The organism is Pseudomonas lactucae (genome assembly GCF_016937615.1).
GTDB classification, from domain to species: Bacteria; Pseudomonadota; Gammaproteobacteria; order Pseudomonadales; family Pseudomonadaceae; genus Aquipseudomonas; species Aquipseudomonas lactucae.
In genome coordinates, this window is record NZ_JAFHKI010000064.1 from 62,212 (window position 1) to 81,782 (window position 19,571).

Sequence of the window (19,571 nt, forward strand, 5' to 3'; positions counted from 1 at the left end):
ATGGCACTGTGCCTTGACCCGGACAGTTAAGCACACCTTGTCCGCCATGTATCACATTGCCACTACTGTAACGGCAGCGGCCGACAATCCCTGAGCGCTTCACTGCGGTTTTTTATCGCCCATAAAAAACGCCGCTCCCCAAGGGAAGCGGCGGTTTTCGAGGGTTACCCGGTAAGGCTTAGTAAGCCAGGCCGAAGTCTTCTTCTTTCATGTCCATCAGATTGCCGGCGCCCGACAGCATGGTGGCCACGTGGGTACGGGTACGTGGCAGGATACGCTGGAAGTAGAAGCGCGCGGTCTGCAGCTTGGCGGTGTAGAACGCTTCTTCGCTGGTGCCGGCAGCCAGTTTTTCGGCCGCCAGGCGTGCCATGTCGGCCCAGAAGTAAGCCAGGCAGGCGTAACCGGAATACATCAGGTAATCCACCGAAGCGGCACCGACTTCTTCACGGTCTTTCATGGCCGCCATGCCGACCTTCATGGTCAACTCGCCCCATTCTTTGTTCAGTGCAGCCAGCGGTGCGACGAACTCTTTGACAGCGTCGTTGCCTTCGTTGGCCTGGCAGAACTTGTGCACGATCTTGGTGAAGCCCTTGAGCGCTTCGCCCTGGGTCATCAGCACTTTACGGCCGAGCAGGTCGAGCGCCTGGATGCCGGTGGTGCCTTCGTACAACATTGAGATGCGGCTGTCGCGAACGTTCTGCTCCATGCCCCACTCGGCGATGAAACCGTGGCCGCCGTAGATCTGCACACCATGGTTGGCCGACTCAAAACCGACTTCGGTCATGAACGCTTGGCAATCGGGGTCATGAACGCCAGCAGGCCATCGGCCTGTTTCTTGGCTTCGTCGTCGGTGCCGTATTTGACGATGTCCACTTGCTTGGCGGTGAAGTACACCATTGCACGGTTGCCTTCGGCGAAGGCTTTCATGGTCAACAGCATGCGGCGCACGTCAGGGTGCACGATGATCGGGTCAGCGGCCTTGTCCGGCGCTTTCGGGCCGGTCAGCGAGCGCATTTGCAGGCGGTCGCGAGCGTATTTCAGGCCGCCCTGGAAGCCGATCTCGGCGTGAGCCAGGCCTTGCAGCGCGGTGCCCAGGCGAGCGGTGTTCATAAAGGTGAACATGCAGTTCAGGCCTTTGTTCGCCGGGCCGATCAGGTAACCGGTGGCCGCGTCGAAGTTCATCACGCAAGTGGCGTTGCCGTGGATGCCCATCTTGTGTTCAAGAGAGCCACAGCTCACCGCGTTGCGCTCGCCGATCGAACCGTCTGCATTCGGCAGAAACTTGGGCACGATAAACAGCGAGATGCCTTTGGTACCGGCCGGTGCGTCGGGCAGGCGGGCCAGTACGATGTGGACGATGTTGTCGGCCATGTCGTGTTCGCCGGCCGAGATGAAGATCTTGGTGCCGGAGACTTTGTAGGAACCATCGGCCTGAGGTTCAGCCTTGGTGCGCAACATGCCCAGGTCGGTGCCGCAGTGCGGCTCGGTCAGGCACATGGTGCCGGTCCATTCGCCCGACACCAGTTTGGTCAGGTAGGCCTCTTGCTGCTCGGGAGTGCCGTGCTCGGAGATGGTGTTCATCGCACCGTGGGACAGGCCTGGGTACATACCCCACGACCAGTTGGCTTCGCCGACCATTTCGCTCACGGCCAGGCCCAGGGATTCCGGCAGGCCTTGACCACCGTGCTCCACGTCGTGGGCCAGGCTCGGCCAGCCGCCTTCGACGAATTGTTTGTAGGCTTCTTTGAAGCCTGCAGGGGTTTTAACGCCTGACTCACTCCAGGTGCACCCTTCGATGTCACCCACGCGGTTCAACGGTGCCAGCACTTGCTCACAGAACTTGGCGCCTTCTTCAAGGATGGCGTCGACCATGTCCGGGGTAGCGTCCTGGCAAGCCGGCAGGCTCTGATAGTGCGCTTCATAACCGAGCAGTTCGTCACGAACGAAGCGAATATCACGCAAGGGGGCCTTGTAGTCAGGCATAGCGATAAACCTCTGCTGATGTAGCTGGAATGAACAACCGCGTGGAATTTATTGTGGCGGTCAAACAGGTGTTTGAAACATACGTTTACGACCTTGGGATGTCAAGCGTCGCCCAGATGCCGTTTGTCATGACACACGTCAACCCAGGCGCAACAAGGCCTGAGGCTGGATGCCACATCAGAGAGATGGATAGAAAGGGATCAGAATAAAACCGGGCACATGTGGGAGGGGGCTTGCTTCCGATCGCGGCGGATCAGTCAGATGTCGACTGACACGATGCTATCGGGAGCAAGCTGGACCAGATCAAGCCCCCTCCTACATCTTAATTAGCGCCAGCAGATCAGGCGTAGGTGTCGATCAGCGTACCGAGCATTTCATCCGAAGCCTTGGCGACTTTGACGCCCAGCTCGACCTGAAACTTGCCTTCGGCCAGTTCCACCATGTTGCTGGCGGAATTGGTCGGCTGCCCGCGATTGACCGCCTGCAAGCGGTCATTCTGCGCATCCGAAGGTTGGCTGGTAGCGGCACTGGCGATCTTGCCGGCGGCCTGGTCGACACGGTTCTGCCCGGACTGAATGGTATTCAGGCCCGAATAAAACGCGCTGCTTCCAGAGATGTCCATGGCTAAGCCTGCCTTTAGAGAACCGTGAACGGTGATTGAAGCAGAGATCGTGGCCAAATGCCCGTCAAAAACACTAATGGCACTATGCCTTAGCGATAGCCAAAATCAGTCAAGCAGGTCCAGGTGCAGGTAGTGCGCCACGGCTTCAGCCCCGGCGTGCTTGAGTTTGGGCACGCGTCCCAGGCATGGCGCGGGCAAGCGCTCAGCGAGGGTGGCGAGGTTTTCTTCCAGACGGGAGGTCTTGGGGTCGATGATATTGGCCACCCACCCGGCCAACGGCAAACCGTCCCGCGCAATGGCTTCGGCGGTGAGCAAGGCATGGCTGATGCAGCCCAGGCGCACCCCCACCACCAGGATCACCGGCAGTTTGAGCGTCATGGCCAGGTCCGAGAGGTTGGCCTGGTCCGCCAAAGGCACGCGCCAGCCGCCGGCGCCTTCAATCAAGGTGAAATCCGCCTGGTGCGCCAGAATTTGCTGCATGGGTTTGAGCAACGCTTGCACCGTCAGCGCAACGCCCGCCTCGCGCGCCGCCAAATGCGGTGCGATGGCCGGCTCGAACGCCATTGGATTGACCTCGGCATAACTCAACGGCAACGAACACTGCGCCAGCAGCGCCAGCGCATCGGCGTTGCGCAGTCCCTTGGGTGTGAGCGTGCAGCCGGACGCCACCGGTTTGCCGGCCGCCGTGCTTTTGCCGGCTTGACGCGCCGCATGCAAGAGGCCGGCGGCGATGGTGGTCTTGCCCACATCGGTGTCGGTGCCGGTGATGAAATAAGCGGCGCTCATAAAGGTTTCTCCAATACGGCATACACCACTTGGTAAGTCGCCGGCAGGCCCTGGCCCTGGCGGAACTGCTCATAGGCCTGCACCAGTGCGGCAATCCGCGCACGGCCCGTCAAGCCGCCGGGGCGGCCCGGGTTCAGGTTATGCGCGCCGAGGGCCTTCAATTCGTGGGTCAGGCTGCGCACGTCCGGGAAATGCAACACATGGGCCTGACGTTCCAGACTGACCACGCGCAAGCCACTGGCGGCGCATAAGTGCTGGTAGGCCTCGAAGGTACGAAAGCGGTTGACGTGCACCAGGCCATCGACGGCGCGCCAGCTCTCGCGCAGTTCATCCAGGGTGCCCACGCACAAACTGGCAAAGGCCAGTACCCCGCCCGGTTGCAACACGCGAAAGGCCTCGCTGAGCACGGCGTCGAAGTTCGCACACCATTGCACCGCCAGGCTGGAGAAGAGCAGCTCGAAGCTGTCAGCCTTCAGCGGCAAGCGTTCCGCATCGCCGGCGATAAAGTGTTCGGCACCACCCAGCGGCCGTGCGTGCTCAAGCATGCCCTCGGCAATGTCCAGCGCAACGCCTTGGCCGACAGGAAAAAAACCGCCCAGTACACGGCTGAAATAACCCGTGCCGCACCCCAGATCCAGCCAGCGATGTGGCGAAATGGCTTCTGGCAGGCGATTGAGCAATTCATGCCCCACTCCCCGCTGCAACTGGGCCACGCTGTCATAACTGGCCGCCGCACGGGAAAACGACGCAGCCACCCGGCGCTTGTCCGGCAAGGCCCCGGGCAATGGGGGGAGGGATAAATCAGTCATCGGCATACTCATGCAAAAAAGCCTGGATGGCACCCGCCACACCGTGAGGGTCCTCCAGAAGAAAAGCGTGACCGGCCTGTTCAATCAGGCCGATTTCTACATCGGGCAGCAAAGCCAACAGCGCACCGGCCGCTTCGGCGGGCACCAACTCGTCCATTCCGGCAAACAGGTGCAGTTGGGGCCCCATACGCCTGCAAGGCCTCGCGGGTATCCAATTGCGCAAGCAGTCCAAGGCCGGCCATCAACTGGTTGGGCGATGTGTCTGGCGCACCACTGACCAACAATCGCCCGAGCCCGCGCGGGTCTTCGGCGCCTTTGGCACACAACAGTCCGAAGCGCTTGAGGGTGCCCTGAAGATCGGCTTGGCAACCGGCGAGGAACGCCTCGAAGGTTTCGCCGGGCATTGCACTCGGCCAACCGTCACGGGCGACAAAACACGGGTTGCTCGCCAGGGTCAGCAGGCCCCGGCAACGCTCGCCGCGCCGTGCCGCCAGCTCGCTAGCCAGCATGCCGCCAAGGGACCAGCCGCCCAGCCAGGCATTATCCGGCAACGTGGCATCGAGCTCGTCGAGCCATGCCTCCAGGTCGCTGGTATCCAGTGTGGGCAACGGCTCCACGCACACCCGCAGGTGTTCATCCAGGCCTTGCAAGGCGGCGACCAACGGTTCCAGCGGCGAAATGCCAAGGCCCCAGCCGGGCAGCAGTATCAGTTGATCACGCATGGGCGGGCTCCAACTGCAAACACCCTTCCAATGCGTTCAACAATAACTGCACTTGCGCTGCGCTATGGGCCGCGGTCAAGGTCACGCGCAGGCGCGCACTGCCGGCGGGCACGGTCGGTGGGCGGATCGCGGTGACCATCAGGCCGCGCTCGCGCAGCCGCTGGGACAAACGCACGGCCCTGGCGCTTTCGCCGACCAGGATCGGTTGGATCGGTGTGAAGCTGTCCATCAGTTCCAGGCCAAGCTGCTCGGCGCCCTGGCGGAATTGGCGGATCAGCCCATTGAGGTGCTCGCGCCGCCAATGTTCGGTGCGCAACAGCGTCAGGCTTTTCAGCGTGGCGCAAGCCAGCGCCGGCGGTTGGCTGGTGGTGTAAATGTAGGGACGGGCGAACTGGATCAGGCTTTCGATCAGCTCTTCACTGCCGGCCACGAACGCGCCGGCGGTACCGAAGCCCTTGCCAAGCGTGCCGACTAATACCGGCACATCCTCCTGGCTCAAGCCGAAATGCTCGACGATCCCGCCGCCGTTGGCCCCCAGCGGGCCGAAACCATGGGCGTCGTCGACCATCAACCAGGCGCCTTTGGCCTTGGCTTCTCGGGCCAACGCGGGCAGGTCGGCCAGATCGCCGTCCATGCTGAACACGCCATCGGTGACCACCAGGGTGTTGCCGGTGGCTTTCTCCAGGCGCTTGGCCAGGCTTGCCGCGTCGTTATGCAGGTAGCGATTGAACCGCGCGCCCGACAGCAAGCCGGCATCCAGCAGCGAGGCATGGTTGAGGCGGTCTTCGAGCACCGTATCGCCCTGGCCCACCAACGCCGTGACCGCGCCCAAATTGGCCATGTAGCCCGTGGTAAACAGCAACGCACGCGGTCGACCGGTCAGGTCGGCCAGGGCTTCTTCAAGTTCATGGTGCGGCGTGGCGTGCCCGACCACCAAGTGCGAAGCCCCACCGCCCACGCCCCAACGGGATGCACCGGCGCGCCAGGCTTCGATCACCTGCGGGTGATTGGCCAGGCCCAGGTAGTCATTGCTGCAGAATGCCAACAGCGGCTGGCCGTCCACCACCACTTCAGGGCCCTGGGGGCTCTGGAGCAGGGGACGATGACGGTAAAGGTGTTCGGCACGGCGGGCAGCGAGGCGCGCGGCGAGATCGAAAGACATGCAGGCCTCGGACTAACAGGATTAACTCGGTCAACAATGTGGGAGGCGCATTTCAATCAAACGGCGGCGTTGTAGAACTGCTCGCTGCTCTTCTGCTCCACCAACGCCTGCTCGATCGCCGCCTGGTGCACTTCATCGGCGTGCTCTTCACGGGCTTCCGGCAGGATGCCCAGGCGCGCGAACAGCTGCATGTCCTTGTCGGCCTGCGGGTTGGCCGTGGTCAGCAGTTTGTCGCCGTAGAAGATCGAATTCGCGCCGGCAAAAAACGCCAGGGCCTGCATCTGCTCGTTCATCGCTTCACGCCGGCCGACAGCCGCACATGGGATTGCGGCATCAGGATACGCGCCACCGCCAGCATGCGGATGAAGTCGAACGGGTCAATGTCCTCGGCGTTTTCCAACGGCGTACCCGCAACCTTCACCAGCATGTTGATCGGCACCGATTCCGGGTGCTCCGGCAGGTTGGCCAGTTGGATCAGCAGGTTGGCGCGGTCGTCGAGGGACTCGCCCATGCCGAGGATGCCGCCCGAGCAGATCTTCATCCCCGACTCACGCACGTAGGCCAGGGTCTGCAGGCGCTCGCCGTAGGTGCGGGTAGTGATGATGCTGGCGTAGAACTCCGGCGAGGTGTCGAGGTTGTGGTTGTAGTAGTCGAGGCCGGCCTGGGCCAGCGCTTCGGTCTGGTCCTGATCGAGTCGACCGAGGGTCATGCAGGTTTCCAGGCCCATGGCCTTAACCCCTTTGACCATCTGCAGCACGTAGGGCATGTCCTTGGCCGACGGGTGCTTCCAGGCCGCGCCCATGCAAAAACGCGTCGAGCCGATGGCCTTGGCGCGGGCGGCCTCTTCGAGGACCTTCTGCACCTCCATCAACTTTTCTTTTTCCAGGCCGGTGTTGTAGTGGCCCGACTGCGGACAATATTTGCAATCTTCCGGGCAGGCGCCGGTCTTGATCGACAGCAGGGTCGACACCTGCACCCGGTTGGCGTCGAAATGCGCGCGGTGCACAGTCTGCGCCTGGAACAACAGGTCATTGAACGGTTGCACGAACAGTGCTTTGACTTCGGCCAGGGACCAATCGTGACGCAGGGTGGCAGTGGTGCTGGCGCTCATGGGCGATTCCTTGGTTATGCTTTGGCTGGCGCTGCGGGAAGGGCAATACCCACAGGCACGACACGGATGCTCGGCATATTTAAGGAAGATTCATGCACTGTCAACCAAAGTACAAACATGAAGTTTACATCTGGTTAAAAAACACACAACCCTGTTTAATCTGCGATGAACCCACCGAAACGGCCGATTCGGTGTGCAACGCCTGCGAAACCGAGCTGCCCTGGCTGATGGAGCACTGCGAGGTCTGTGCGTTGCCCTTGCCGATGGACGGTCTGGTCTGCGGCCAATGCCAGCAACAACCACCGGCCTTTAAACAGGTGGTCGCCCCCTGGACCTACAGCTTTCCCGTCGACAGCCTCATCAGCCGCTTCAAGCATCAGGCGCGCTGGCCTCTCGGGCATCTGCTGGGACGTTTATTGGGACAACACCTGCAACACCGCTTCGACAACACGTCATTGCCCCGCCCGCACGCATTACTGCCGGTGCCCATGGCGCGCAGACGCCTGCGCGAACGCGGCTATAACCAGGCATTGATGCTGGCGCGCTGGCTCAGCGCCGACCTGAACATCGCCTGCGATGAACACCTGTTATTACGTCCCCATGAGACCGTGGCGCAGCAAGCGCTCGACGCCAAGACGCGCAAACGCAACCTGCTCGGCGCGTTTGCCCTGGCGGCCGACGCCCAGGTGCAAGACCGTCATTTTGCGTTGGTGGACGACGTGCTCACCACCGGCGCCACCGCCCACAGCCTGGCGCGCCTGTTGATAAATGCCGGTGCCAGGCAAGTCGACGTGTACTGCCTGGCCCGCACGCCCAAGCCAGGCACTTGACTCTCATGCCCGGCAGCCGCAACGTCCACTTATTCCACAGCAGTGTGCGCCCATGTCTCTACCCCCCTCTCTCAGCCAACATATCGTTCGCCGCCCCCAGCGCATCGCCCTGCTCGCGCATATCGCCGAACAGGGCTCCATTACCCGTGCCGCCAAGAGTGCCGGGTTGAGCTACAAGGCGGCCTGGGATGCCATCGACGAGTTGAACAATCTGGCGCAAAAACCCCTGGTGGAACGCAGCGTCGGCGGCAAAGGCGGCGGCGGTGCCAGGCTCACGGCCGAAGGTGAACGGGTACTGCGTCTCTACCAACGCCTGCAAGTGCTGCAGGCCCAGGTGCTGGGCTCGGACGAAGCGGCCAGCGACTTCAACCTGCTCGGGCGCCTGATGCTGCGCACCAGCGCGCGCAACCAGTTACACGGCCAGGTCATTGCGATTGAACGCCATGGCCGCAACGACCTGATCCGCCTGCAACTGGCGGGCGGGCTGACGCTGGATGCCCACATCACCCACGACAGCACCCAGCGGCTGGAGCTGGAGTCGGGCGTTGAAGTGGTCGCGTTGATCAAGGCTGGCTGGCTGGAGTTGCTCGCGCCCCATGACACTGCAACACCTGGACACAATTGCATGACTGGCACCGTCGACACGATTCTCGATGCCGAGGACGGCCCCAGCGAAGTGCGCATCGCCCTGCCCACTGGCCAGGTTTTGTGCGCATTGGCCCAGCCTGACGCACTCAAGGCCATGGGCGTCGCCGATGGCCGGGCGGTCCGCGTGCAATTCGCTCCCGGCCATGTGCTGCTCGGCACACCGGTTTAAACCTCGCCCGTCTTCAAACCGCAACAATTTCGTCACAGCGGCTGCTTAAGGTGTTCGCAAAAAGCACGCAAGGAGCCGTGATGAGCCTGTTAGAAGAAAACCAAGCCACCGACCTCGAACAGATGGTCGGCCTCACCCGCCGCCGCTTTATCGGCGCCGGCGCCCTGTGCGGTGCCGCAATGTTCCTGGGCGGCAACCTGCTCAGCCGCAGCGCCCTGGCCGTGAACGCCGCGTCCGCCAGCCCGCTGCTGGGTTTCACCAGCATCGCCGCCGCCACCAGCGACACCATTACCCTGCCTCCGGGCTACAGCGCTTCGGTGCTGATCAGTTGGGGCCAGCCGCTGCACAAGAACGCCCCGGCGTTCGACCCCTCCGGCAACGGCACGGCCAAGGCCCAGGAGCAGCAGTTCGGCGACAACAACGATGGCATGAGCCTGTTCGCCTTCCCCGGCGACGACAATCGCGCACTGATGGCGATCAACAACGAATACACCAACTACCGCTACCTCTACGCCCACGGCGGCGCGCCGCAATCGGCCGAAGACGTGCACAAGGCCCAGGCCAGCGAAGGCGTGTCGGTGATCGAAGTACGGCGCAAGGGCGACACCTGGCAGTTCGTCCAGGACTCGCGCTACAACCGGCGCATTCACGGCAACTCGCCGATCCGCCTCGGCGGCCCCGCCGCCGGCCACGACTGGCTGAAAACCAGCGCCGACAAATCCGGTAAAAGCGTGCTCGGCACCTTCCAGAACTGCGCCAACGGCAAGACGCCGTGGGGCACTTACCTGACCTGTGAAGAGAACTTCACCGACTGCTTCGGCAGCAGCAACCCACAACAAGCGTTCGATGCCGGGCAGAAACGCTACGGCGTGGTTGCCGCCAGCAAAGATATCAACTGGCACCTGCACGACCCGCGCTTCGACATGGCCAAGAACCCCAACGAACTCAATCGCCATGGCTGGGTGGTGGAGATCGACCCGTTCGACCCGCAATCCACCCCGGTCAAGCGCACCGCCCTGGGCCGCTTCAAGCACGAAAACGCGGCGCTGGCCGAAACCCGCGATGGCCGCGCCGTGGTGTACATGGGCGACGATGAACGCGGTGAGTTCATCTACAAGTTCGTCAGCCGCGACACGATCAACCACAAGAACCCCAAGGCCAACAAAGACCTGCTCGACCACGGCACGTTGTATGTGGCGATCTTCGACGCGGGCGACGGCGATGCCGATCATCCAAAGGGCAAAGGCCAGTGGGTCGAGCTGACCCATGGCAAAAACGGCATCGACGCAAGCACAGGCTTCGCCAGCCAGGCCGAAGTGTTGATCCACGCGCGCCTGGCAGCCAGCGTGGTCAAAGCCACGCGCATGGACCGCCCGGAATGGATCGTGGTCAGCCCCACGGACGGCCAGGTCTATTGCACCCTGACCAACAATGCCAAGCGCGGCGAGGACGGCCAGCCGGTGGGCGGCCCCAACCCACGGGAGAAGAACGTCTACGGCCAGATCCTGCGCTGGAAAGCCAATGCCGATGACCACGGTGCAGCGGACTTCAGCTGGGACCTGTTTGTGGTGGCCGGCAACCCAGGCGTGCACGCGGGCAAGCCCAAGGGCGGTTCGTCCAACATCAACCCGCAGAACATGTTCAACAGCCCCGACGGCCTGGGTTTCGACAAGGCCGGGCGCCTGTGGATCCTCACCGATGGCGACTACAGCAACGCGGGTGACTTTGCGGGGATGGGTAACAACCAGATGCTTTGCGCTGACCCGAGCACCGGTGAAATCCGCCGCTTCATGGTCGGGCCGGTGGCGTGTGAGGTGACGGGAATCAGCTTCTCGCCGGATCAGAAGACGCTGTTCGTGGGGATTCAGCATCCGGGCGAAACCGGTGGTTCGACCTGGCCGGAGCATTTGCCGAACGGCAAGCCGCGGTCGTCGGTGATGGCGATTCGGCGGGATGATGGTGGGGTCGTCGGCGCCTGACAGGACCTCATCGGGGGCAAGCCCCCTCCCACAATTGACCGCATTCCTACAGGATAAACGCGGTTACCTGTGGGAGGGGGCTTGCTCCCGATGGCAATAGCACAGCCACCACCTATCTCTGGCCCGGTGCGTTACCATACCGGGCCGGACGCGGCGACCTGCTGCGCGCAGGAGTTCGCATGGCCCACCCGTTTGAAACACTCACCCCCGACCTGGTCCTCGACGCCGTCGAAAGTATCGGTTTCCTCAGCGATGCTCGCATCCTGGCGCTCAACAGCTATGAAAACCGCGTCTACCAAGTGGGTATCGAAGACTCCGAACCGCTGATCGCCAAGTTCTATCGTCCCAGCGCTGGACCAACGAGGCGATCCTCGAAGAACACCGCTTCACCTTCGAACTGGCCGAATGCGACGTGCCGGTGGTGGCGCCCCTTATCCACAACGGCGCAAGCCTGTTCGAACACCAGGGTTTCCGCTTCACCCTGTTCCCCCGCCGGGGCGGCCGTGCGCCGGAGCCGGGCAATCTCGATCAGCTCTATCGCCTCGGGCAATTGCTCGGGCGCCTGCACGCGGTGGGCTCCACCCGCCCGTTCGAGCACCGCGAAGCGTTGGGCGTAAAGAACTTCGGCCACGATTCCCTCGCCACCCTGCTCGAAGGCAATTTCATTCCCAAGAGCCTGCTGCCAGCCTACGAGTCCGTGGCCCGCGACCTGCTCAAGCGCGTGGAAGAGGTGTACAAGGCCACGCCGCACAAGAACATCCGCATGCACGGCGATTGCCACCCCGGCAACATGATGTGCCGTGATGAGATGTTTCATATCGTCGACCTGGACGACTGCCGCATGGGCCCGGCGGTGCAGGACTTGTGGATGATGCTCGCCGCGATCGCCAGGAATGCCTGGGGCAATTGTCGGAACTGATGGACGGCTACCAGGAATTCCATGACTTCGACCCGCGCGAACTGGCACTGATCGAACCGCTGCGCGCGTTGCGCCTGATGCACTACAGCGCCTGGCTGGCGCGGCGTTGGGACGACCCGGCGTTTCCGCACAGCTTTCCGTGGTTCGGCAGCGAGCGGTATTGGGGGGATCAGGTGCTGGCGTTGCGCGAGCAGCTGTCGGCGCTCAACGAAGAACCCCTGAAACTCTTCTGACCGCTTTGGCTTTTCGTGGGAGGGGCTTGCCCCCTCCCACATGAAGCAAAGCAGGTCCCACGGACTGACAAATATCCTTACAATCACGCCTTTGTCAGCTGCCTGAGCAAGGATTCTGCAATGCACGCCGCCAACCCCCGCAAGGGTTACATCCTGGGCCTGAGTGCCTATGTCATCTGGGGCTTGTTCCCGCTCTACTTCAAAGCCATCGCCAGCGTACCCGCCGCCGAGATCATCGTGCACCGCGTGCTGTGGTCGGCGCTGTTCGGCGGTTTGCTGTTGATGGTGTGGAAGCACCCCGGCTGGTTCCGCGAGCTGCGCGACAACCCCAGGCGCCTGGCGATTCTGGCCTTGAGCGGATCGTTGATTGCGGCCAACTGGCTGACCTACGTGTGGTCGGTGAACACCGGGCGCATGCTTGAAGCGAGCCTGGGTTATTACATCAACCCGCTGGTGAATGTGCTGCTCGGCATGCTGCTCCTCGGCGAACGCCTGCGTCGTTTGCAATGGGTAGCGGTGGGGCTGGCCGCTGTGGGTGTGGCGCAGCAGGTGTGGCAGGTCGGCAGTTTGCCGTGGGTGTCGCTGGCGCTGGCGCTGACCTTTGGCTTCTATGGCCTGATCCGCAAACAGGCCCCGGTCAAGGCCCTGCCGGGCCTGGTGGTGGAAACCTGGATGCTGGTGCCGATTGCCGTTGCGTGGTTGCTGTTCAATCCGACGGCCCACAGTGCGCAGCTTGAGTTCTGGAGTACGTCCGAAGCCTGGTGGTTGGTGGCTGCTGGCCCGGTGACGCTGATCCCGCTGGTGTGCTTCAACGCCGCCGCGCGGCATTTGCCATACACGGCCCTGGGCTTCTTGCAGTACGTGGCGCCGACCCTGGTGTTGCTGGAGGCCGTCTTGTTGTTCGGGGAACACCTGGCCCCAAGCACGCTGCTCGCCTTCGCCTTTATCTGGGCCGGCCTGGTGGTCTATAGCGTGGATGCCTGGCTGACCGTGCGCAAACGCTGATCAAATAACGTACAGACCTCTGCAAACCACAGCAGGCTTGGCTTGCAGAGATCAACCCCAAGGTTATCCACAGGCCCATGCAAGTTTTCCATGCATAACCTTGCGGGCCGACTATTCCTCGTTGTGCAGCTCTACCATCAAGTCATCGGCCAAGGTTTCCAGGCATTCCTGCAACTTATCCAGAGACAAGGTCGACGGTACCTGCAGCAGCGCCTCGGCGGTGAACAGCGGATCACCGCTCATCGGCGCCGGCCGCACATCGGTGCTCAAACGCTCCAGGTTCACCCCCTGCTTGCTCAACAACGCCGTGATTTCACGCACGATGCCCGAGCGGTCATTGCCCACCAGGGTCATCACAATCGGCTTGGACGCCAGGGCTTGACCGGTACTCCCCTCACCCACCAACACTCGAATGCCGTGTGTGGATAAGTCCTCCAACGCCCCCACCAACGCCTGGCGGTGCTCCGCAGGTACGCTGACCCGCAGGATCCCGGCGAACTGCCCGGCCATATGGGCCATGCGGCTTTCCAGCCAGTTGCCACCGTGGGCGGCAATGTTCTGCGCGATACGTTCAACCAGGCCGGGTTTGTCGGCGGCGATAATTGTGAGTACAAGATGGTCCATGGCGAAGCCCTCTGGAATTCAATCTACAAGGTGGACCCGAGGGCCACCGAACACAAATCGTGTACCATTTTTATATTTATCTGGAACAATCGAATAGTTTTTTGAGAACATCCGGTTCTCCGCTGTGACCGTACGACCAAAGTGGGTCGCTAAACGACGTATTTAGTCTAATTTTCACAACCGCAAGCCATCATGTAGTATGCCCAACCGAGCACTACATAATGAAAATCTGAAACAGCGCATAAGCTCCGCAGAGTGAGGCAAGAGATGACTGAACACGTTCAAGTCGGTGGCCTGCAGGTCGCCAAAGTCCTGTTCGACTTCGTGAACAACGAAGCCATTCCCGGTAGCGGCATCACTGCCGACCAATTCTGGGCCGGCGCCGACAAGGTCATCCATGACCTGGCCCCAAAGAACAAAGCCCTGCTCGCCAAACGCGACGATTTCCAGGCGCGGATCGATGCCTGGCACCAGACCCACGCGGGCCAGGCCCATGACCCGGCGGCCTACAAGGCCTTCCTGCAAGACATCGGATACCTGCTGCCAGAAGCTGCGGATTTCCAGGCCTCGACCCAAAACGTCGACGACGAAATCGCGCGCATGGCCGGCCCGCAACTGGTGGTACCGGTGATGAACGCCCGCTTCGCCCTCAACGCCTCCAATGCGCGGTGGGGCTCGCTGTATGACGCGCTGTATGGCACCGACGCCATCAGCGAAGCCGACGGCGCCGAGAAGGGCAAAGGTTATAACAAGGTGCGTGGCGACAAGGTTATCGCCTTCGCACGCGCCTTCCTCGACGAAGCCGCACCGCTCAGCGCCGGCAGCCATGTCGACTCCACCGGCTACAAGATCGTCGACGGCATGCTGATCGTCAGCCTCAAGGGCGGCAGCAACAGCGGCCTGCGTGACGACGCCCAATTGATCGGCTTCCAGGGCCCTGCTGCCGAGCCGATTGCGATCCTGTTCAAACACAACGGCCTGCACTTCGAACTCCAGATCGACGCCAGCACTCCGGTCGGCCAGACCGACGCCGCCGGGGTCAAAGACATCCTGATGGAAGCCGCGCTCACCACCATCATGGACTGCGAAGACTCCGTGGCCGCCGTGGACGCCGACGACAAAGTGGTGATCTACCGCAACTGGCTCGGCCTGATGAAGGGCGACCTGGCCGAAGAAGTGGCCAAGGGCGGCAAAACGTTCACCCGCACCATGAACCCCGACCGCGTCTACACCGGCCTGGATGGCCAGGACGTGACGCTGCACGGCCGCTCGCTGTTGTTCGTGCGTAACGTCGGCCATTTGATGACCATCGACGCGATCCTCGATAAAGACGGCAACGAAGTCCCGGAAGGTATTCTCGACGGTCTGCTCACCAGCCTTGCGGCGATCCACAGCCTCAATGGCAACAGCAGCCGCAAGAACAGCCGCACCGGTTCGGTGTACATCGTCAAGCCGAAGATGCACGGCCCCGAAGAAGCCGCGTTCACCAACGAGCTGTTCGGGCGCATCGAAGACGTGCTTAACCTGCCGCGCAACACGCTCAAGGTCGGGATCATGGACGAGGAGCGCCGCACCACGGTCAACCTCAAAGCCTGCATCAAGGCGGCCAGCGAGCGCGTGGTGTTCATCAACACCGGTTTCCTCGACCGCACCGGTGACGAAATCCACACTTCCATGGAAGCCGGCGCGATGGTGCGCAAAGCCGCCATGAAGTCTGAGAAGTGGATCGGCGCCTACGAAAACTGGAACGTCGATATCGGTTTGAGCACCGGCCTGCAAGGCCGTGCACAGATTGGTAAAGGCATGTGGGCGATGCCCGACCTGATGGCGGCGATGCTCGAACAGAAAATCGCCCACCCGCTGGCCGGCGCCAACACCGCCTGGGTACCGTCGCCGACTGCCGCCGCGCTGCACGCGCTGCACTACCACAAGGTCGACGTGTTCGCGCGCCAGGCCGAACTGGCCACGCGCGAGCGCGCCTCGGTGGACGACATCCTGACTATTCCCCTGGCCAGCAACACCGATTGGTCCGAGGAAGAGATCCGCAACGAGCTGGACAACAACGCCCAGGGCATCCTCGGCTATGTGGTGCGCTGGATCGACCAGGGCGTCGGCTGCTCCAAAGTGCCGGATATCAATGATGTGGGCCTGATGGAAGACCGCGCCACCCTGCGCATTTCCAGCCAGCACATCGCCAACTGGTTGCGCCACGGCATCGTCAACCAAGCCCAGGTGATGGAAAGCCTCAAGCGCATGGCGCCGGTGGTGGACCGTCAGAACGCTGGCGACGCGTTGTACCGCCCATTGGCCCCGGACTTCGACAGCAACATCGCCTTCCAGGCCGCAGTGGAGCTGGTGATTGAGGGGACCAAACAGCCCAATGGCTATACCGAGCCGGTGTTGCACCGCAGGCGTCGGGAGTTCAAGGCTAAAAACGGCCTGTAAATGAAAAAAGCCCTGATCGTGAGATCAGGGCTTTTTCTTTGAAAATTGTGCTGACCGTAATGGCGCCATCGGGAGCAAGCCCCCTCCCACACTTGGACTGTGCCGCGGTCAAAATGTGGGAGGGGGCTTGCCCCCGATGAGGCCCGCACATTCAGCGCAAAAATCAGGAAGCCATCCCCAATTCCCGCTTCACCAGCTTCGCCAACTTCACGCTATCAATCGGCTTGAGCAAAAAATCCACCACGCTTAGGTGCATCGCGTCGATCACATCCGGCGCTTCCGCGTCCCCGGACATAATGATGATCGGCAGCGCTGCGCGGGTGGATTCGCGGACCTGGCGGATCAACTCAAGGCCATTGCTCGGCCGCATGCGCAAGTCGGTGATCAGCAAACCGATGGAGCTGCTGGACTGCAACAGTTCCCACGCCTTCTCCCCACTGTCAGCGGTCATGCAGCGAATACCGTCCAGCCCCAGGATCTCCGCCAGCAGCTCACGTGCGTCCTTGTCGTCGTCGACAATCAACACACGTTGGGGCGGTAGATCAGGCTCCAGCATCACGGCGCTCAGCGCCTCGCGCTCGGCATCACTCAAAATATCGTGGTCGGACATACGGCTCTCAACAGTTCTTATCACTCTCCAGCACTCGTCAGACATCTGCGGAAGGGCGTTCAATGTGCACTTCGTCGGAAAGTTTGCATAGTGGGCGTTCTACGGGGTTTGGACGATAGTGATGTAAGGCTTTTCCCTAGTTTTAGCGTTTTTTCATCGACCTAGACTTACGTCCAATGGGCACCCAGCGCCCAGGAGTCGACCATGCAGGACGATAACGACAAAAAAACTGCGGTCACTGTTATGAGTAAAGCTGATGCTTTCACGCAGGCGGGTAAAACCGCCGTGTTGCAGAACATCCACGGCACCCTGCAATTCCTGCAACGCTTCCCACCGTTCAACCAGATGGAACAGGCACACTTGGCGTTTCTGGTGGAGCAATGCCAGTTGCGCTTCTATGGACCCGGAGAGAGCATTCTCAAACCGTCGGGCGGACCAGTGGAGCACTTCTACGTGGTCAAACAGGGCCGGGTGGTGGGCGAGCGACCGGACTCGGAACACGCCACCTTCGAGATCACCACGGGCGAGTGCTTTCCCCTCGCGGCGCTGCTCGGCGAGCGGGCCACGCGCACCGAGCACAAGGCCGCCGAAGACACCTTTTGCCTGCAACTGAACAAACCGGCTTTCATCAAGCTGTTTGCCCTCTCCAGCCCATTTCGCGACTTTGCCCTGCGGGGCGTCAGCAGCCTGCTGGATCAGGTCAACCAGCAGGTGCAGCAAAAAGCCGTGGAAACCCTCGGCACGCAGTATTCCTTGAACACCCGCCTGGGCGAATTGGCCATGCGCCATCCGGTCACGTGCAACCCGGACACACCGCTGCGTGAAGCGGTGACGCTGATGCACGAACAACAGGTGGGCAGCATCGTGATCGTCGATGAGCACAAGGCGCCCCTGGGGATTTTCACCTTGCGCGACCTGCGCCAGGTGGTGGCCGACGGCACCAGCGATTTCAGCCAGCCCATCGACGCGCATATGACCCAGGCACCGTTCTTTTTGACCCCCGATCACAGCGCGTTCGATGCCGCCATCGCCATGACCGAGCGGCATATCGCCCATGTGTGCCTGGTCAGGGACCAGCGCCTGTGTGGCGTGGTGTCCGAGCGCGACTTGTTTTCCCTGCAACGCGTCGACCTGGTGCACCTGGCCCGCACCATCCGCAACGCGCCGCGGGTGGACAACCTGGTGGCGCTGCGTGGCGAGATCGGCCAGTTGGTGGAGCGCATGCTGGCCCACGGAGCATCGTCCACCCAGATTACCCACATCATTACCCTGCTCAACGACCACACCGTGTGCCGAGTGATCGAACTGAGCATCGCCGAAAAAGGCGACCCAGGGGTGCCGTTCAGTTGGTTGTGTTTCGGCAGCGAAGGCCGTCGCGAGCAAACGCTGTACACCGACCAGGACAACGGCATTCTGTTCGAAGCCAAGGACGCGGTGGAAGCCGCCGAGATTCGCGGGCGCCTGCTGCCCCTGGCGCAGCAGATCAACCAGAGCCTGGCGCTGTGCGGGTTCAGCCTGTGCAAGGGCAACATCATGGCCAGCAACCCGGAACTGTGCCTGTCGCGGGCTGAATGGGCGCGGCGCTTCGCGGCGTTTATCCGCGAAGCGACGCCGGAGAACCTGCTCGGCTCGAGCATTTATTTCGACCTGCGCGTGGTGTGGGGCGACGAGCAGGGTTGCGAGCAATTGCGCCAAGGTATCTTGGACCAGGTCGCGGACAACCGGTTGTTCCAGCGCATGCTCGCCGAGAATGCCTTGCGCCAACGCCCACCAGTGGGGCGTTTTCGCGAATTCGTGCTGACGCGTAAAGGCAGCAAAAAGGCCACGCTGGACCTCAAGGTTCAGGGCCTCACCCCATTCGTGGATGGTGCGCGCCTGCTGGCCCTGGCCAATGGCATCCATGCCAACAACACCCTGGAGCGCCTGCGCCAGTTGGTGGTCAAGGAAGTCATCGAACCGCTGGACGGCGCCGCCTATGAAGAGGCGTATCACTTTATCCAGCAAACCCGCATGCAGCAGCACCAGTTGCAAACCCGCGAGAACCAGCCGTATTCCAACCGCGTCGACCCCGACAGCCTTAACCATCTGGACCGGCGGATCCTGCGCGAATCCCTGCGCCAGGCCCAGCGCCTGCAAAGCAGCCTGACCCTGCGGTATCAACTGTGAGCCTGTTCGGTTGGTGGCGCGCCGCCAAACCGCGCCTGGACGCGGACCAACAACGGCGCCTGGAACAACTGCCCAACCCTGCGGCACTGGGCGACAGCTCGCTGCGCACCCAGCGCTGGGTGGTGGTGGACCTGGAAACCAGCGGTCTGAACCTCAACCGCGACCAGGTGCTGTCCATCGGCGCGGTGGTGATCGAGGACGGTGCTGTGGATTTTTCCCAGTTGTTCGAGCGCACCTTGCAACGCACCGACACCAAACTCAGCCCCAGCGTGCTGATCCACGGCCTGGGCCCCAGCGCCATCGCCGCCGGCAGTGATCCGGTCGAAGCCTTGCTGGACTTTATGGAGTTCGTCGGCGACAGCCCACTGCTGGCCTTCCATGCACCGTTCGATAAGCACATGCTCGGCCGCGCACTCAAGGACAGCCTGGGTTATCGCCTGGCTCATCCGTTCCTGGATGTGGCCGACATCGCCCCGCTGCTGTGCCCCGAGGCGCATATTCGCGAAGCCGGGCTGGACGACTGGATCAATCACTTCAAGCTGCAGGTGGGCGAACGCCATCACGCCAGCGCCGACGCCCTGGCCACCGCCGAGCTGATGCTCATTCTGTTCAGCCGCGCGCGCCAGCAGCACATCGACACACCGCACGCGCTGCAAACGCGTTTGAGCCAATGGAAACGGCGTAAACAAGCGCCATCGTTTTAATCTCATCTCCCGACAGACACCAATTGCGCCCACCCCACGCCTCT

At 62.1% G+C, this 19,571-nt stretch carries 13 protein-coding genes and 4 pseudogenes; 8 read left to right on the forward strand and 9 right to left on the reverse strand.

Going from position 1 to position 19,571, the window contains the following annotated elements; genetic code table 11:
• Positions 1-178 precede the first annotated feature (178 nt).
• The 7 genes and pseudogenes from JWR98_RS13125 to bioB form a co-directional block, all read right to left on the reverse strand.
• A pseudogene (locus JWR98_RS13125) lies at positions 179-1,983 on the reverse strand (phenylacyl-CoA dehydrogenase).
• Between the two features lie 340 nt (positions 1,984-2,323).
• Positions 2,324-2,605 (reverse strand): hypothetical protein, encoded by a 282-nt coding sequence (locus JWR98_RS13130; protein WP_003176510.1) that lies wholly within the window; start codon positions 2,603-2,605, stop codon positions 2,324-2,326.
• Between the two features lie 105 nt (positions 2,606-2,710).
• A complete protein-coding gene (gene bioD / locus JWR98_RS13135) occupies positions 2,711-3,391 on the reverse strand; it encodes a dethiobiotin synthase (RefSeq protein ID WP_078734934.1) in 681 nt (226 codons plus the stop codon).
• A complete protein-coding gene (bioC, locus tag JWR98_RS13140) occupies positions 3,388-4,200 on the reverse strand; it encodes a malonyl-ACP O-methyltransferase BioC (protein ID WP_078734935.1) in 813 nt (270 codons plus the stop codon). The genes bioD and bioC overlap by 4 nt, the downstream gene beginning before the upstream one ends.
• Positions 4,193-4,922: pseudogene (locus JWR98_RS13145) on the reverse strand (alpha/beta fold hydrolase). The gene bioC and the pseudogene JWR98_RS13145 overlap by 8 nt, the downstream one beginning before the upstream one ends.
• The gene (bioF, locus tag JWR98_RS13150) at positions 4,915-6,084 is read right to left on the reverse strand and encodes an 8-amino-7-oxononanoate synthase (RefSeq protein WP_078734937.1); all 1,170 of its coding nucleotides are present in this window, start codon (positions 6,082-6,084) and stop codon (positions 4,915-4,917) included. Before bioF ends, JWR98_RS13145 begins: the two are co-directional and overlap by 8 nt.
• 56 nt (positions 6,085-6,140) lie before the next feature.
• A pseudogene (bioB, locus tag JWR98_RS13155) lies at positions 6,141-7,195 on the reverse strand (biotin synthase BioB).
• A gap of 92 nt (positions 7,196-7,287) precedes the next feature.
• On the opposite strand from bioB, the gene JWR98_RS13160 reads away from it, so the two are divergent.
• The 5 genes and pseudogenes from JWR98_RS13160 (at position 7,288) to rarD (ending at position 12,978) form a co-directional block, all read left to right on the forward strand.
• On the forward strand, positions 7,288-8,025 hold the full coding sequence (locus JWR98_RS13160) for a ComF family protein (RefSeq protein ID WP_205490231.1): 738 nt from the start codon (positions 7,288-7,290) through the stop codon (positions 8,023-8,025).
• A gap of 52 nt (positions 8,026-8,077) precedes the next feature.
• Positions 8,078-8,842, forward strand: a complete 765-nt coding sequence (locus JWR98_RS13165; RefSeq protein WP_078734940.1) for a TOBE domain-containing protein — start codon at positions 8,078-8,080, stop codon at positions 8,840-8,842.
• Between the two features lie 80 nt (positions 8,843-8,922).
• Positions 8,923-10,821 (forward strand): PhoX family protein, encoded by a 1,899-nt coding sequence (locus JWR98_RS13170; RefSeq protein WP_078734941.1) that lies wholly within the window; start codon positions 8,923-8,925, stop codon positions 10,819-10,821.
• Positions 10,822-11,000: 179 nt separating this feature from the next.
• Positions 11,001-11,973 (forward strand): annotated as a pseudogene (locus JWR98_RS13175) (serine/threonine protein kinase).
• 120 nt (positions 11,974-12,093) lie between these two features.
• The gene (rarD, locus tag JWR98_RS13180) at positions 12,094-12,978 is read left to right on the forward strand and encodes an EamA family transporter RarD (RefSeq protein WP_003176520.1); all 885 of its coding nucleotides are present in this window, start codon (positions 12,094-12,096) and stop codon (positions 12,976-12,978) included.
• Between the two features lie 111 nt (positions 12,979-13,089).
• On the opposite strand, the gene JWR98_RS13185 is transcribed toward rarD, so the two are convergent.
• The gene (locus tag JWR98_RS13185) at positions 13,090-13,602 is read right to left on the reverse strand and encodes a glycine cleavage system transcriptional repressor (protein ID WP_078734942.1); all 513 of its coding nucleotides are present in this window, start codon (positions 13,600-13,602) and stop codon (positions 13,090-13,092) included.
• Positions 13,603-13,869: 267 nt separating this feature from the next.
• On the opposite strand from JWR98_RS13185, the gene JWR98_RS13190 reads away from it, so the two are divergent.
• The gene (locus JWR98_RS13190) at positions 13,870-16,047 is read left to right on the forward strand and encodes a malate synthase G (protein ID WP_205490232.1); all 2,178 of its coding nucleotides are present in this window, start codon (positions 13,870-13,872) and stop codon (positions 16,045-16,047) included.
• A 163-nt stretch (positions 16,048-16,210) separates the two neighbouring features.
• Here JWR98_RS13190 and JWR98_RS13195 read toward each other — a convergent pair whose 3' ends face one another.
• Complete coding sequence (locus JWR98_RS13195; protein WP_078734944.1) at positions 16,211-16,657, reverse strand: response regulator; 447 nt, start codon at positions 16,655-16,657, stop codon at positions 16,211-16,213.
• 243 nt (positions 16,658-16,900) lie between these two features.
• Between JWR98_RS13195 and JWR98_RS13200 the strand changes: the two genes are divergently transcribed.
• Both JWR98_RS13200 and JWR98_RS13205 read left to right on the forward strand, forming a co-directional pair.
• Positions 16,901-18,823 (forward strand): putative nucleotidyltransferase substrate binding domain-containing protein, encoded by a 1,923-nt coding sequence (locus JWR98_RS13200; RefSeq protein ID WP_205490233.1) that lies wholly within the window; start codon positions 16,901-16,903, stop codon positions 18,821-18,823.
• Positions 18,820-19,527: an exonuclease domain-containing protein gene (locus JWR98_RS13205; protein ID WP_205490234.1), complete on the forward strand. Its 708-nt coding sequence runs from the start codon at positions 18,820-18,822 to the stop codon at positions 19,525-19,527. Before JWR98_RS13200 ends, JWR98_RS13205 begins: the two co-directional genes overlap by 4 nt.
• Positions 19,528-19,571: the final 44 nt, after the last annotated feature.

Excerpts from the sequence above, each read along its gene's own strand:
- rarD (WP_003176520.1), top strand. The coding sequence starts at position 12,094 with ATGCACGCCGCCAACCCCCGCAAGGGTTACATCCTGGGCCTGAGTGCC.
- JWR98_RS13160 (WP_205490231.1), top strand. The coding sequence starts at position 7,288 with ATGCACTGTCAACCAAAGTACAAACATGAAGTTTACATCTGGTTAAAA.
- JWR98_RS13200 (WP_205490233.1), top strand. The coding sequence starts at position 16,901 with ATGAGTAAAGCTGATGCTTTCACGCAGGCGGGTAAAACCGCCGTGTTG.
- JWR98_RS13185 (WP_078734942.1), bottom strand. The coding sequence starts at position 13,602 with ATGGACCATCTTGTACTCACAATTATCGCCGCCGACAAACCCGGCCTG.
- JWR98_RS13195 (WP_078734944.1), bottom strand. The coding sequence starts at position 16,657 with ATGTCCGACCACGATATTTTGAGTGATGCCGAGCGCGAGGCGCTGAGC.
- bioD (WP_078734934.1), bottom strand. The coding sequence starts at position 3,391 with ATGAGCGCCGCTTATTTCATCACCGGCACCGACACCGATGTGGGCAAG.
- JWR98_RS13170 (WP_078734941.1), top strand. The coding sequence starts at position 8,923 with ATGAGCCTGTTAGAAGAAAACCAAGCCACCGACCTCGAACAGATGGTC.
- JWR98_RS13190 (WP_205490232.1), top strand. The coding sequence starts at position 13,870 with ATGACTGAACACGTTCAAGTCGGTGGCCTGCAGGTCGCCAAAGTCCTG.
- bioC (WP_078734935.1), bottom strand. The coding sequence starts at position 4,200 with ATGACTGATTTATCCCTCCCCCCATTGCCCGGGGCCTTGCCGGACAAG.
- bioF (WP_078734937.1), bottom strand. The coding sequence starts at position 6,084 with ATGTCTTTCGATCTCGCCGCGCGCCTCGCTGCCCGCCGTGCCGAACAC.
- JWR98_RS13165 (WP_078734940.1), top strand. The coding sequence starts at position 8,078 with ATGTCTCTACCCCCCTCTCTCAGCCAACATATCGTTCGCCGCCCCCAG.
- JWR98_RS13130 (WP_003176510.1), bottom strand. The coding sequence starts at position 2,605 with ATGGACATCTCTGGAAGCAGCGCGTTTTATTCGGGCCTGAATACCATT.